Source organism: Aeromonas sp. 75A, assembly GCF_051919425.1.
Taxonomy (GTDB): domain Bacteria; phylum Pseudomonadota; class Gammaproteobacteria; order Enterobacterales; family Aeromonadaceae; genus Aeromonas; species Aeromonas veronii.
The window spans coordinates 2,706,412-2,720,903 of sequence record NZ_JBQBES010000002.1 but is presented as its reverse complement, the minus strand read 5'-3'; the positions used below and the strand labels follow the sequence as shown (position 1 = coordinate 2,720,903).

13 protein-coding genes are annotated in these 14,492 nt (G+C 58.6%); 4 read left to right on the top strand and 9 right to left on the bottom strand.

Annotation, left to right across the window (positions count from 1 at the left end):
- Positions 1–2 precede the first annotated feature (2 nt).
- Together rlmB and rnr are read right to left on the bottom strand one after the other, a co-directional pair.
- Positions 3–752, bottom strand: coding sequence for a 23S rRNA (guanosine(2251)-2'-O)-methyltransferase RlmB (gene rlmB, locus ACTG2T_RS12760; RefSeq protein ID WP_330125464.1), 750 nt, complete (start codon positions 750–752; stop codon positions 3–5).
- The gene (gene rnr / locus ACTG2T_RS12755) at positions 749–3,142 is read right to left on the bottom strand and encodes a ribonuclease R (protein WP_005354835.1); all 2,394 of its coding nucleotides are present in this window, start codon (positions 3,140–3,142) and stop codon (positions 749–751) included. The genes rlmB and rnr overlap by 4 nt, the downstream gene beginning before the upstream one ends.
- Before the next feature lie 134 nt (positions 3,143–3,276).
- On the opposite strand from rnr, the gene ACTG2T_RS12750 reads away from it, so the two are divergent.
- Positions 3,277–4,299 carry a GGDEF domain-containing protein gene (locus ACTG2T_RS12750; protein WP_019445736.1) on the top strand — a complete coding sequence of 341 codons (1,023 nt, stop codon included), beginning with the start codon at positions 3,277–3,279 and terminating at the stop codon, positions 4,297–4,299.
- A gap of 131 nt (positions 4,300–4,430) precedes the next feature.
- Here ACTG2T_RS12750 and ompA read toward each other — a convergent pair whose 3' ends face one another.
- Both ompA and ACTG2T_RS12740 read right to left on the bottom strand, forming a co-directional pair.
- On the bottom strand, positions 4,431–5,465 hold the full coding sequence (gene ompA / locus ACTG2T_RS12745; protein ID WP_108614112.1) for a porin OmpA: 1,035 nt from the start codon (positions 5,463–5,465) through the stop codon (positions 4,431–4,433).
- A gap of 265 nt (positions 5,466–5,730) precedes the next feature.
- A complete protein-coding gene (locus tag ACTG2T_RS12740; protein WP_042081581.1) occupies positions 5,731–6,768 on the bottom strand; it encodes an SGNH/GDSL hydrolase family protein in 1,038 nt (345 codons plus the stop codon).
- 254 nt (positions 6,769–7,022) lie between these two features.
- Here ACTG2T_RS12740 and ACTG2T_RS12735 point away from each other — a divergent pair, with 254 nt between their 5' ends.
- Positions 7,023–7,409, top strand: a complete 387-nt coding sequence (locus tag ACTG2T_RS12735) for a YgiW/YdeI family stress tolerance OB fold protein (RefSeq protein WP_005335826.1) — start codon at positions 7,023–7,025, stop codon at positions 7,407–7,409.
- A gap of 85 nt (positions 7,410–7,494) precedes the next feature.
- On the opposite strand, the gene mltC is transcribed toward ACTG2T_RS12735, so the two are convergent.
- The 3 genes from mltC to mutY form a co-directional block, all read right to left on the bottom strand.
- Positions 7,495–8,598 (bottom strand): membrane-bound lytic murein transglycosylase MltC, encoded by a 1,104-nt coding sequence (mltC, locus tag ACTG2T_RS12730; RefSeq protein WP_005354839.1) that lies wholly within the window; start codon positions 8,596–8,598, stop codon positions 7,495–7,497.
- A 116-nt stretch (positions 8,599–8,714) separates the two neighbouring features.
- A complete protein-coding gene (locus tag ACTG2T_RS12725) occupies positions 8,715–8,987 on the bottom strand; it encodes an oxidative damage protection protein (RefSeq protein ID WP_005335828.1) in 273 nt (90 codons plus the stop codon).
- Positions 8,988–8,995: 8 nt separating this feature from the next.
- Entirely contained in the window at positions 8,996–10,048 is a 1,053-nt protein-coding gene (mutY, locus tag ACTG2T_RS12720) for an A/G-specific adenine glycosylase (RefSeq protein ID WP_204380629.1), read from the bottom strand.
- Positions 10,049–10,286: 238 nt separating this feature from the next.
- Between mutY and ACTG2T_RS12715 the strand changes: the two genes are divergently transcribed.
- Complete coding sequence (locus ACTG2T_RS12715; protein ID WP_330125463.1) at positions 10,287–11,525, top strand: multifunctional CCA addition/repair protein; 1,239 nt, start codon at positions 10,287–10,289, stop codon at positions 11,523–11,525.
- A gap of 118 nt (positions 11,526–11,643) precedes the next feature.
- Here the strand turns inward: ACTG2T_RS12715 and ACTG2T_RS12710 are convergent, their stop codons facing one another.
- Positions 11,644–13,242, bottom strand: a complete 1,599-nt coding sequence (locus tag ACTG2T_RS12710) for a BCCT family transporter (protein ID WP_005335834.1) — start codon at positions 13,240–13,242, stop codon at positions 11,644–11,646.
- 9 nt (positions 13,243–13,251) lie between these two features.
- Positions 13,252–13,779, bottom strand: a complete 528-nt coding sequence (locus ACTG2T_RS12705; protein ID WP_069526903.1) for a hypothetical protein — start codon at positions 13,777–13,779, stop codon at positions 13,252–13,254.
- 163 nt (positions 13,780–13,942) lie between these two features.
- Between ACTG2T_RS12705 and ACTG2T_RS12700 the strand changes: the two genes are divergently transcribed.
- On the top strand, positions 13,943–14,422 hold the full coding sequence (locus ACTG2T_RS12700; protein WP_042081587.1) for a MarR family winged helix-turn-helix transcriptional regulator: 480 nt from the start codon (positions 13,943–13,945) through the stop codon (positions 14,420–14,422).
- Positions 14,423–14,492: the final 70 nt, after the last annotated feature.

The window sequence follows — 14,492 nt, the reverse complement described above, 5'->3', positions numbered from 1 at the left end:
GATTAACCGCGACGCTGACGCACGGCTTCAAACAGGCAGACGCCGGTCGCCACCGAAACGTTGAGGCTGGATACCGCCCCCGCCATCGGGATACTCACCAGCTCGTCGCAATGTTCGCGGGTCAGACGGCGCATGCCTTTACCTTCAGCCCCCATCACCAGCGCCATCGGGCCGGTCAGTTTGGCCTGATAGAGGTCGTGATCGGCCTCGCCAGCGGTACCGACAATCCAGACGCCGCGCTCCTGCAGCTCGCGCAGGGTGCGGGCCAGGTTGGTGACCTGGATCAGCGGCACCACTTCGGCGGCGCCACAGGCAACCTTGCGTACGATCGGGGTGAGACCCGTGGCCTTGTCCCGCGGCACGATCACCGCATGAGCCCCGGCAGCATCGGCGCTGCGCAGGCAGGCACCGAGGTTGTGCGGGTCAGTAACGCCATCCAGCACCAGCAGGAAGGGCTGGTTCTGTTGTGCCGCCAACTCATCCAGCAGGCTGGCCAGATCGTGCTCGGCGAGCTTCGGCGCCTCTTTCACCCGGGCCATGATGCCCTGGTGATTGTTGCCTTCCGCTTTATCGTCGAGAGTCTTGCGGTTCACGCTCTGCACCTTGAGACCGAGGGATTCCAGCTCGTTCAGCAGGGGTTGCAGCCGGTCGTCATCCCGCCCCTTGAGGGCCCATACCTCGATGAAACGCTCGGGTGTGCGCTCCAGCAGCGCGGTGACAGCGTGAATGCCGTAGATCAGTTCAGTACTCATTTAGTGCTCTTGGCCTTATCGCGAGCCTTTTTGCTCGGTCGTCTGTTGCTCGGTTTGGCACGGCCACCCTTGTCGGATTTGCCGTGATCCTTGCCCTCTTTACGTTTTTCGTGGCGTTGGGCGCTTTTGGCCTTCTCTTTCTTGATCTCGGCCTGCTTGCGCGCCATCTCTTTGGCGTTCTTGCCGGTGGCCTTGAGCGGCTCTTCGACCATCACGAAGTCGATCTTGCGATCATCCAGGTTCACGCCCATCACCTTGACCCGCACCTTGTCGCCCAGACGGTAGCGACGGCGGAAGTTCTCGCCAATCAGCTGCATGTGCAGGGGATCAAACTGGTAGTAGTCGTTGGTGAGGGTGCTGACGTGCACCAGACCATCGATGTGGATCTCCGCCAGACGGACGAAGAAGCCAAAGCCGGTGACGCTGGCGATGACGCCGTCAAACTCGTCACCCACGTGATCCAGCATGTACTCGCACTTGAGCCAGTCGGCCACGTCGCGAGTGGCATCGTCGGCACGGCGCTCGGTCATGGAGCAGTGCTCGCCCATCGGGTCCACTTCTTCCAGCTGGTAGTGATAACCACCGCTCGGGGTCCACTTGTGGCGCAGATTGCCCTGCTGCTCCTTGGCAGTCTGGTACTTGATCGCCCGGTGCAGGATCAGGTCTGGGTAGCGACGGATCGGCGAGGTGAAGTGCGCGTAGGACTTCAGGGCCAGACCGAAGTGACCGATGTTGTCGGCCTGATAGATGGCCTGACGCATGGAGCGCAGCAGCATGGTGGAGAGCAGCTCCGCATCCGGGCGCCCTTCAAACTTGGCGGCCAGCTCGGCAAAGTCTTTCGGCTCGGGCTCGAGGCCGCCTTTGAGCTCCAGACCCAGTTCGGCCAGGAAATCGCGGAAACCGGTCAGACGCTCTTCACCCGGACGGTCGTGGACCCGGAACAGGGCAAAGGCTTCGTTCTTCTCGATATAACGGGCCGCGGCGACGTTCGCCTGGATCATGCACTCTTCGATGATCTTGTGGGCATCGTTGCGCACCAGCGGCACGATGCGGTCGATCTTGCGCTGGGCGTTGAAGATGAAGCGGGTCTCCTCGCTCTCGAACTCCACCGCACCGCGCTGGTGACGGGCATGCTTGAGCGCCTTGTAGAGGTTGTTGAGCTCCTCGATATGGCCCACCAGCGGATCGTACTGCTGACGCAGCTTGGGATCCCCGTCGAGGATCGCCGCCACCTTGGTGTAGGTCAGACGGGCGTGAGAGTTCATTACCGCTTCGTAGAACTTGTAGCCGGACATGCGGCCAGCGGCGGAGATGGTCATCTCGCACACCATGCAGAGGCGGTCAACTTGCGGGTTCAGAGAACACAGGCCGTTGGAGAGCACCTCCGGCAGCATGGGCACCACGAACTCGGGGAAGTAGACGGAGTTGCCGCGCTGATAGGCTTCGGCATCCAGCGCCGTGCCGGGCTTCACGTAAGCGGAAACGTCCGCAATGGCAACCCACAGGCGCCAGCCGCCACCACGCTTGGCTTCACAGAAGACGGCGTCATCGAAGTCACGGGCATCTTCCCCGTCGATGGTCACCAGCGGCAGGGCGCGCAGGTCGATGCGCCCCTCTTTGGCTTTCTCCGGCACCTGCTCGCCTAGACCGGCAACCTCTTTGGTCACCTCTTCCGGCCAGGTGTGCGGGATACCGTGGGTACGCAGGGCAATTTCGATCTCCATGCCCGGCGCCATGTTCTCGCCCAGCACTTCCAGTACGGTGCCGACGGCATTGATGCGGGAGGTGGCACGCTGATTGATGCGCACAACCACGACCTGGCTCTGGCGAGCCCCTTTGTTCTCCCCTTCCGGGATGATGATGTCCTGGCCGATACGGCTGTCATCCGGCACCACGAAACCAACGCCATTCTCGACGAAGTAACGGCCGACAATGTCTGCCTCACGGGACTTGAGCAGGCGCACCAGACGCGCTTCCTGACGACCCTTGCGGTCGATCTCGGTCGGCTGAACCAGCACGTAATCGCCATGCATCAGGCGTTGCATCTCTCGGTTGTTCAGATACAGATCCGGACCACCACCTTCCGGACGCAGAAAACCGAAGCCATCCTTGTGGCCGATTACATAACCTTTGACCAGATTCAGGCGATCCGGCAGGGCATAACATTGGTTGCGAGTGAATACCAGTTGTCCATCACGCTCCATGGCGCGCAGACGACGACGCAAGGCTTCCAACGGCTCTTCATCTTTCAGCTTGAGGACCTTGGCCAACTCTTCACGGGACATGGGCTTTTCATGGCCCTTGATGAGTTCCAGGATCAACTCGCGACTGGCGATGGGGTTATCGTATTTTTCGGCCTCGCGTTCGAGGAAAGGATCTTTTTGAGACATAAGCAGGCCTTAGGGTAGGTGGTAACGGTGCCATTATATCGGAGGGGGGGGCGAATGGCATCCATCGGCTGCCTTTTGGCCAATCTCTCTGTCATACTATCTTCAGTTCGCTGGCATGATGAGACACAGAACTCATGAGTAAGGACACATTTGCCCAATCCGCCGCCTATCTCAAACAGGCGGTCCCCTTGATGATCAAGTACCAGATCCCCACGACGCCGGACAATTACCACCTGTGGTACAACTATGTCTCGGCCAGCATGCCCGAGCTCAACCAGGCGATTGATCAGGCTGTCAAAATGCAGGGAACCTGCTCGCTCACCACCTGCGAGCGCCTCTATCACCAGTATCTGGCAGCTCAGGATGAGAAGCAGATGGAGGCGATGAAACTGAGCCTCGCCGCCATGGCCAATGAGCTCGGCCACTCCATGCAGGACGCCATCTCCGATACCGGCATGTTTCAGGAAATGCTCGACAAGAGTTTTGACAAGCTCAGCCGCATTGATGACGAGGGCTTCAGCCTGGAAGACACCATGGGGATCCTGCGGGAGCTGGTGCGCGAATCACGGGACGTGCGCATGTCCACCATGCACTTTCGCAACCAGCTCAGCAATGCGGAGAAAGAGATCAAGGAGCTGCGGGCGGCGCTCAACGAGACACGCAAACTGGCCAACGAGGATGCCCTAACCAACCTGCTCAACCGCCGCGCCTTCGATCTGGAGCTGGAGGGGTTGATCCGCAGCCAGCACCCCTTCTCGCTGATCCTCGCCGATATCGATCGCTTCAAGAACTTCAACGACGAATATGGGCACCTGCTCGGCGATCAGGTACTGCGCGCCTTCAGCAAACGGCTGCGCGATGCCTGCAAGGAGGGGGTCACCGCCTATCGGCTGGGTGGGGAGGAGTTCGCCATGCTGGTCCCCCATCGCTCGCTGGCGCTGGCCAGACAGATGGCGGAGAGCATGCGCCGCGCCATCGAGCGGATGTCGATTCTGGATCGCAAATCGGGCCGCCGCATCGACCACATCACAGCCTCGTTTGGCGTGGGTGAGTTCAACGGTCAGGAGAGCGCAGACTGTCTGGTCGAACGTACCGACAAGCTGCTCTACAAGGCCAAGGAGCTGGGGCGCAACCGGGTGATGCCGCTCCCTTCCTGATTTAGTCCCCTGCCCGACCGCAATGCCAATGTAAAAAGCCAGTCAGATCAACTGACTGGCTTTTTGGTCTCTCTTGCTCCGACAGGGGCTGTTCATTCCAGCCCCAGTGGAACTCTGCTCAGTGTGAAGGATTACTCCTGCACCTCGCTGACACCTTCGACTTTCACATCAACACGGCGATCCGGAGCCAGACAGACGATCAGCTCACGCTTGGACTTGCTGACGCAGCTGTCGCCGGTAACGGGTGAGGATTTACCACGCCCTTCCACATTGATCTTGGCGGCCGGGATCCCTTTACCAACCAGATAGTTGGCAACGGTCTGGGCACGCTGTTCGGAGAGCTTCTGGTTGTAGGCATCGGAACCAATACGGTCGGTGTGACCAATTACGGTTGCCACGCCATCTTTGGGTCGTGCTTCTTCAATCTGGCTATAGAGGCTATCCAGTGCCTGACTGGCCTCTGGCTTGAGGGTCGCCTTGTTGAAGTCAAACAGCACATCGGAGCTCAGGGTGAACTGCTTCTCAACCATCACAGGTGCAGGAGCAGGTTCCGGAGCCGGGGCGGGCGCCACAGGGGCAACCTGACCAAAACGATAGACTGCGCCCACAGAGAGCAGGCCATTGTCCATACGCAACCCGGTATTGTCTCGACTGCCGTAGGGGGTAGTGTATTGATATTCAAGACGGGCAGCCCAATCACGATTGAAGGCATACTCGGCACCCAGCGCGCTGACAAAGTTGAACCGGCCATCACCGCCTTTCAGATCACTGTTGGCGGCCGCATAACCGCCGCCGATACGTCCGTACAGGTCGAGGCTATCAGTTACAGGGAAGCCCAGCTTCAATGATAAATGAATAAGTTGGGCCTGAACTTCATCTTGAAACGCTGCGCCCGTGGCTGAGCGGGCATCATATTTGTACTTACCCAGATAATCGTAGCCATATTCGATGCCCAGGTTCTTGTTAAGCTGATAGCCGGCAAATACACCAGCCCCAAGAGCATCATTGGTCTCATTGCCGAGGGTAAAGCTGTTGCTTTCATCAATGCCGTAGAAGTTGGACCAACCCAGTTTGGCACCACCATACCAGGTGTTGTCTTGACCGGCAGCCTGGGCATTGGCCGCCAGCAAGCCGGTAACCAGCAAGGTAATCAATGATTTTTTCATGTTTGAGCCTCTGCAACTTTATGTAGGAGGAGGTTGATTGATATCACCTCGTCTTATAGGTGCAACCACCCAAAAGCGATCGCAGCATATCAACGTTAGCCTATTTTCAAGTCACTGATATCAATTAACAAAAAACACTCTAACGCAACCACGTTACAAAAACAGCAACAAACGTTTGTTATTTGAACTGAATGTGACGCAAAAAGACGCACAGATGAGGGCAGATAGGAGAAAAAGGCCAGCAACATGCTGGCCCGAAGCGATATCAGTGACGAACAAACTCGTAGTGCTGATCGATAAAGTCAGCAACACGCTGGCTCAGTACCTTGTGCACCGTCCTGGTCGGATGCACTTGATCCCAGAACATATGCTCATCGCAGTTGAGAGTCGCTGCTCGCCCTTTTGCCTGCCCGCTCACCACCGCCTGCGCCAGGATCGGGTTACCGGCAATAGCCACTCTTTCGGAGACACTCAAAGCCGGGGTCGCAGCCACCTCGGCGGCGCTGCCGGAGAACGGCTTCCATGTATAGCCACCACCGTAGCAGGCGTGTTCTGTGTCACTCAGACCAAACTGCTGGGGATCGCGCATCATCTCGTCAAACTGCTTGTCCACTTCGAACAGCTTCACGATGCCAAGGGGAGCCAGCTCGCGAGTGAGGTTCTGCAACTTCTGGTTGTGGTAGCTGGCCACATGGCGCACCTTCTCCACCACCTTCATGCTGCGGGCTGACGGGGTCTGCCCCAGATCAGGAATGTTGAACAGCAGGATCTGCTGCGCGCCGTTGAGCACCAACCGATTAGATGCCAGCCGGATGGTATCGATCACCCGATCCGCATCCCGCTCGGTGTTCCAGCCATAGGCCAGATAGTCGTTGGCACCGACCCAGATCACCACCAGATCATCGGGACGGAACTTGTCCTTTTTCAGGAACTGATCGATCTCGTAATCGAGGTTGTTGATCACCTGATATTTGGGATCCCAGGACCAGAAACCGAGCCAGCCATTCAGGGCCCCCAGATGGTTATAGGCCACCGCGGTTGCACCGCCTTCCGCCTCGTTGGCCACGACCAGACCGGGGAAGCGCTCGTCACCCAACTGCTCCAGCCACACCGGGCCGTTGCTGAAACGCCCGTTGAAGTAGGGTGGGCTGGAGGGGAGATACCCCCGCATCTTTTTGTACATCTTGCCGGTGTCGGAGAGGCTGTCACCAAACATCACAACCCGGGAAAAAGGTTGGCGTCCCTCTGCCGCTTGCGCGGTCAATGCCATTAACCCCAATAAACAAACAAGCCATTTTTTCATATTGTTATGCTCTTCGATTAAGCAGGTGAGACCTGCGGACTTCTCCTCGAGTGGCGACAGGCATGGGAAGAGTCTGCTGCCACTGACTTCTGGTGAAGGCGACAGATTACAGTTCCAGATGAAATCACACATGTTCCGACACCGATGAAATCGCTTGCGCTCACAAAACAGACAATCACACCAGCCTATTTCTTTCACGCTTGTTTCACGCCCCCCCCGGCACAATGCCCCCATACCAACGACAGGAGTATGAAATGAACAAGGCAAGCGCAAGCGTAATCGGACTGTTGACCCTGATGTCTGTCTCCTCTTTTGCCATGGCGGCCTATACCGGCCCGCAAGAGCAGAACAAGGTTTCCGTTGCTCAACTGAAAGATCTGGCCGATGACAGCTGGGCCACCCTGGAAGGGAAACTGGTCAAGCACCTGGGCGGCGAGAACTATCTGTTCCGCGATGCCAGCGGTGAGGTGGAGGTCGAAGTGGATCAGGATGTGTGGCGTGGCACCGAAGTGGGCCCGGATGATCAGATCCGTATCCGTGGTGAAGTGGACCACAGCTGGAACAAGACCGAAGTGGAAGTCAAAACCCTGGAGAAAGTGGGCGCGGCCCCGCAGACCAAGGGCGGCTTTATTGCCAAATAAGGCCACTTCAACGACGAACTGGCCAGACGTTAAAAGGGCGCTTGATATCAAGCGCCCTTTTGCATGGTTAACCCGGCGTCACCGCTTAACCAGCCCGACTGGCAAAGGCTCTCTTGAACCCCTTCTCGGCCTGATTGACCTTGTAGAGGTAACGGCGCGCCTCCTCTTTGGGATGCTGTTCGGTCAACACCTGATAGACCGCCTCGGGGGAGAGCCTGTTGATCCGGCCCGGCGCCGCCTTGCGATCGCTGGAGAAGGTATTGAGTACCCCGCCCGCACCACCGTTATAGGCGGAGATCACCGCATAGCGACGGGAGCGCGGATCCTGAATATCCGCCAGATAGACGGTCTGCAACAGGTGCAGATAGGCGGTACCAACATCGATGTTGTAGGCCGGGTTGAACAGCTCCTCCCGGGTCGGCTGGCCGTTCTTGCCCTTGACCCGAACATAGACGTCACGACCGGCGGTAGCCGGGATCACCTGCATCAGGCCATAAGCGTTGGCATGACTCACCGCATAGGGGTTGAAGCTGCTCTCGGTCTTGATCACCGCATAGATCAGGCTCTCCGGCACGCCGTATTTGCGCGATGCTTCCCGGATGATCCCCGCATACTTGTAGCCCCGTCGATCTTCATGGTTGGCCACCATGGGTATATCGACGAAGAAGATGGTGCGAATACCCAGAGTGCGCTTCTTCATCGCCGTGTTGAGCAGGTAATCGGCATAACGCTCGGCGCGCCAGGAGGCGCGGATTGGCTGGCGCTGATTGTCCAGCACCTGACCGTAGAGGAAAGGCTCGCCGCCGGTCAGAATTTCCCGATCGGAGTAAAGATCCACTTCGGCCGGATCGTCCGGCGTCAGCAGGGTCTCGATGATGGCGCGACGCAGGTGAGCGCGGGGATCGATGCCAGATACCGTCTCCACCATGATGTGGCCGCTGGAGAAGTCGATGTGGGCCCGGCTCTTGTACTGATCCGTGTATTTGACGTAGTCAAACTTGCCCGCAAACAGCGCCTCCCGCCCCCATATCTCGTTCACGTTATGGGAGAGCGCGCTGATCATGTGTTCAAAACCGCGGATGTCCTTGCCGTTGACCAGATCGTCATCCTCACTCCCGCTGGGCTTGGGGGAGGATGAGCAGGCAGAGAGAAACAGCAGGGTGCACAGCAGCCAAAAAATTCGGCCCATAGGATCCTCAAACCGGGCAGCAGAGCTGCCCATCATTCATTTGCTGCGACTTCAGAAGCGGTCACGCCAGTGTGGCGCCATTCCCGCACCTGTTCACACGTACAACAGCGGAGAGCTTACTGGGCAGGCGGGGTGTAACCTTCGATCTGCACTTCACCTGCATCAAACAGGTAGCTGACCATCTCTTTTTCCAGCAGTTGGCGATGCTCAAGATTCATCATGTTGAGCTTTTTCTCGTTGATCAGCATCACCTGCTTCTTCTGCCACTCGGCCCAGGCTTCCTTGCTGATGTTGTCAAAAATCCGCTTGCCGAGCTCACCGGGATAGAGTTGGAAATCCAGACCCGGGCCCTCTTTTTTCAGGCGTTGGCAAAATACAGTACGGCTCATGTTGACCTCTATGGTTGTAACTCTGGATAGGCGAGGAGACGGGCCGTGGCGGCCGCCAGCCCCACCTCGGCAGGATGGCGTAAGTTATACCAGAGTCGGCTATCTGCTTCCATGAGCCGCAGCGGCTGCGCCTCATCAATGTCAATCAGCAGCGGCTGAATATCGAGATGGAAGTGACTGAAGGTATGGCGAAAACCGGCCAGTTCACGATAACCGTGATGGCTCAGGCCGAGGGACGCCAGCAGACCATCCACCTCCGCCAGCGAGGCCACCTGCGGGAAGCAGTAGAGCCCGCCCCAGATCCCCTGTGGCGGCCGCTTCTCCAGCAGCAACTCATCGCCGTGGCGGATCAGCAGCATGATGCCATCGCGAGCCGGAATGCTCTTCTTGGGCTTGCTGTTGGGATAAGCGGTAGGCTTGCCTTGCGACAGCCCCTGGCAATCGGCCCGCACCGGACAGCGATCACAGGCAGGCTTGCTGCGGGTGCAGATAGTGGCCCCGATATCCATCATCGCCTGATTGTATTGCGCCACGCCCAGTTTGGGAGTGAGCCGGATGGCGATCTCCCACAGCTCGTTCTCCACCTGTTTTTGGCCGGGCCAGCCCGGCAGCGCCAGCCAGCGGGTGAGTACCCGCTTCACGTTGCCATCAAGGATGGCGTGGGGCTGACCCAGAGAGAGTGACAACACTGCCCCGGCGGTTGAGCGACCAATCCCCGGCAGCGCCATCACCTCGTCAAAGCGCTCGGGAAAGAGGCCGTGGTGATGATCGCGGATCTGCTGAGCCGCCTTGTGCAGGTTGCGGGCCCGGGCGTAGTAGCCAAGCCCGGTCCAGTGGTGCAGCACCTCGTCGACAGGGGCATCGGCCAGCGCCACCACATCGGGGAAGCGCGCCATAAAACGCTGGTAATAGGGGATCACGGTAGCGACCTGGGTCTGCTGCAGCATGATCTCCGAGACCCAGACCCGGTAAGGGGTCTTCTCCTGCTGCCAGGGCAAGGTTTTGCGGCCATGAAGCTCGTACCACTCCAGAACCCGGCTTGCAAAGGTTGATTGATTCACGTTGTTCTCATGTCGTTGATATATGGGGAACTCTGCGGTTCCTTCGGCTCATCTGGCCTGCGCGGGCATAAAGGTCATCCCGCAGCACAGCGCCAGCTGTCTGGTGCGGCAGCGTAAGGCCTCGTCACGCCCAAGTCAAAGCCGCGCTGACTGGCGCTGCGGGCAGGTGGTGGTCAGGCAGCAAAGCGGTAACAAAGACGATATAATCGGCCCCACGATTGATGACGGGAGAGACGGTTTGCAGACTTATCTGGTTGGGGGCGCAGTGCGGGATCGCCTGCTGGGATTGCCGCAGGGCGACAGGGATCATCTGGTGGTCGGTGCCACCGTGGAACAGATGCTGGCGCTGGGTTTTACCCAGGTCGGTCGCGACTTTCCCGTGTTTCTTCACCCCAAAACCCAGCAGGAGTATGCCCTCGCCCGTACCGAACGCAAACAGGGTCAGGGCTACACCGGTTTTGTCTGCCACGCCGCCCCCGATGTGACGCTCGAGCAGGATCTGCTGCGCCGGGATCTCACCATCAACGCCATCGCCGAAGATGATCAGGGCCAACTCCACGATCCCTACGGTGGCATCGAGGATTTGGAAAAACGGCTGCTGCGCCACGTCTCCCCCGCCTTTGCCGAAGACCCGCTGCGCATCCTGCGGGTCGCCCGCTTCGCCGCCCGCTTCCACGCTCAGGGCTTTACCATAGCGCCGGAGACCCTCGCCCTGATGAGCGAGATGACAGCCGCTGGCGAGCTGGCCCACCTCACGCCGGAGCGGGTCTGGAAGGAGCTGGAAAAAGTGCTGCTGGGGCCAACCCCGCAGATCTTTATCGAGGTGCTGCGCCAGTGCGGCGCCCTCAAGGCGCTCTTCCCCGAAATCGACGCTCTGTTCGGCGTCCCTGCCCCGGCCAAGTGGCACCCAGAGATCGACACCGGCATCCACACCCTGATGGTGCTGGAGCAGGCGTGCCGGCTCTCCCCCGAGCTGACCGTCCGCTTTGCTGCCCTCTGCCACGACCTTGGCAAGGGAGTAACCCCCAAGGAGTTCTGGCCAAGCCATCACGGTCACGGCCAGAAAGGGCTGCCGCTTATTCGCGCTCTGTGCGAGCGTTTCCGGGTACCCAATGAGTGCCGGGATCTGGCGCTGCTGGTGAGCGATCTGCACACCCACATCCATATCGCCTTTGAGCTCAAGCCCGCCACCCTGCTCAAGGTGTTCGACAAGGCTGATGCCTGGCGTCGCCCCGAGCGCTTTGCCCAGCTGCTAGATGCCTGCCGCGCCGACTTCCACGGCCGCACCGGTTTCGAGGAGCGGGTCTACGCCGAACCAGACTACGTGGCCGAAGCGTTGGCAGCCGCCCAGGCAGTGCCGGTCAAAGAGATAGTGGCGGCGGGTTACAAGGGGGAAGAGATCAAGGAGCAGCTCGCCAAAAAGCGCACCGATGCCATCAGCCGCATCAAGGATGAGTGGACCTTTATCGAGGAGTAACCTCGGCCCCATAACAGACGGCCGCCCTGATGATGAGCTCCGCAAGGAGAGCATCGCCAGGGCGGCCGTTTTGCATCCAGGTTTATATGTAAAGGGGCGCTAACACCTGCTGGTGCTGTTATGCCGGACCAATTCGCTCCATCAGGCTCATATGGGATGAGCCATCGTGACGCTTGAGATTCTGGCGATATTCGAACTGGCGCTGGCTCTCCTGCTTGAGCCCCAGCATCAGCGAATAGCACATCGCCAGCATGATCACCGAGAAGGGTAGCGCCGCTATGATGCTGGCCGCCTGCAAGGCTGCCAGACCGCCGGAGACCAGCAGGATGGCCGCAACCAGCCCCTGCCCCAGACCCCATACTGCGCGGTGCAGAACCGGCGGCTCCTGATCACCAATGGAGAGCAGAGTCGTGATGACCAGCGTACCCGAGTCACTGGAGGTGATGAAGTAGGTGCAGATGAGCAGGGTCAGCACAGCTTTGGCAATCCAGCCGAAGGTATCCCAGTGCAGCAGCTCGACCGTCTTGTAGAGCGCCAGCGTCACATCCTGATTGACCGCAGCGACCACGCCACCACCACCGAACAGCTCCAGATTCATCGCCGTACCGCCAAACACGGTGAGCCAGAACATGCCGAGCAGCGAGGGTACCAGCAACACACCGAGCACAAACTCGCGAATGGTACGCCCCTTGGAGATACGGGCGATAAACATGCCGACAAACGGCGCCCAGGCAATCCACCAACCCCAGTAAAACGCCGTCCAGCTCGACTGCCAGGCCGAGGTGCCGTTGGCTTCGGTGTTGGTCCAGAAGCTCAGTTTGACGATGTTCTGCAGGTAATCACCGATGTTCTGTACATAGGCGTTGAGGATATAGGTGGTCGGCCCCAGCACCAGAAAGAGTGCGAGCACGAACACGCTCAGCCAGATATTGAGCTCGGAGAGGATCTTCACCCCGCGCCCGACCCCGGAGACCGCCGATAGAGTGGCGATCAGACTGATGCCACCAATCAGCCAGAGCTGGTTGGACTGCGACACCGCCATACCAAACATCTGGTTGAGGCCGGTGTTCATCTGGGAGACCCCCAGACCGAGGGAGGTCGCCACCCCGAAGACAGTGCCGAACACCGCCAGCACATCGGCCGCATGGCCCCAGAAACCGTAAATGCGCTCACCGAGGATGGGGTAAAGCACGGAGCGAATAGCCAGCGGCAACTTGCGACGATAACTGAAAAAGGCAAGTGACAGGCCAACGATCACATAGATGGCCCAGGGGTGCAGGCCCCAATGGAAAAAGGTGAGGCGCATGGCGATCTGGGCCGCTTCCGGGGTCATCCCTTCGGTAATGAACGGATTGCCCTGCAGATGGTTCATCGGCTCGGCGATGCTCCAGAACACCAGACCGATCCCCATGCCAGCGCTAAAGAGCATGGAGAACCAGGCGAAGTAGCCGAACTCCGGTACCTGGTCGTCGTCACCCAGCCGGATGCTGCCAAAACGGCTGAACATCAGGTAGACAGCGAAGAACAAGAACAGGGCGACCACCAGAATGTAGTACCACTTGAACCCGGCAATAATCTGATCCTTGGCACCGACAAACCAGGCGGCCGCGGTATCGGGAACAAATACGCCAAACAGCAAAAACAGGGTGATCACGGTGAGGGCCGTCATGGCCATGGTGGGGTTGAGGCCTTTCAATAGCCCTTTGCTTGCTCGCATCCAGCCTCCTTAGTCGTTGTTGAAAAAGTCTTCGCCCACATGATCACCGGCACCGCCGATGGCGCGATAGACCAGTTTGCCAGCTGCTTGTTCGCGGTGATCTACCAGCGAAACCGAGGGCTGGCCGTTCACGGCGTGACGCTTGCCGAGGAAGATGGCCATGGGGACACCCAGATTGGAGACACCGCTGGTGATCCAGAGGCGGTTGAAGTCGTAAGAGCCACCGATGAACTCCAGCTGGGCCAGGCCGGTATCGAGGCCGGTCAGATAGAAGTTCATGGCACTTTCGTCAGGAAAGAGGTGCACCAGCACATAGGCGTAGCGCAATTCATTCACCAACTCCTTTAGGTTGAAAGTACCTGTCTCACTGCAAGAGAGGGGTAACTCACCATCATAGTGGTGTACTTTGAGGTTGTTGGGGTCTTCATCATAGGCAGGCTGATAGCGCACAAAAGCCGAGGTATCCGGCAGTTCATAGCGCACTCTGACCACACGTAACTCGGCCACCAGAGACTTGATATCCAGCTCGTCATTCATCATTTCGCTCCTCAAATGTCAGGGTGAACTCCGTGAAATGCCCGTCAACCTAACACAAAATTAATTAGAGCAGAAATTATTACAACAAAAACCATATTGACCTTGTGACGAATTAGGCGGAAAATTTTGCGCCTCTCCATAGCCTTCCAATGACGCATACCCCATGGAAAAACATGATGAAGTGCTGGTCGCCCTGCGCCAGATTATTCGTGCCATCGACATGCACTCCAGGCGCTTGATCAAAGAAGCCGGGCTCACTTCTCCGCAACTCTTGCTGCTAAAAGGGATCGACGAGCTGGGACAGATCTCCATGCGTCAGCTGGCCGATCACACCAACATGAGCCAGGCCACCGCCACCACCATCATGGACCGATTGGAGAGCCGCCAACTGGTGCAGCGCGTTCGCAGCAATACCGACAAGCGCAAGGTTCACGCGACACTGACTGACGCAGGCCGCGCCCTGCTGGCTCAGGCCCCGACCCCGCTGCAAGAGCGCTTTATCCAACGTTTTCAATCCCTTGAAACCTGGGAACAGACCCTGCTGCTCTCCTCCCTGCAACGCATCTCCTCCATGATGAATGCAGACGAAATCGATGCCGCCCCGGTGCTGAGCGTCAGACCCCTCACCGAAGAGCAGGCATAAGCTGCTGAACAATTTCAGGCATAAAAAAAGCTCCCGAACGGGAGCTTTTTTCGATCAGGGGCCGCAGAGA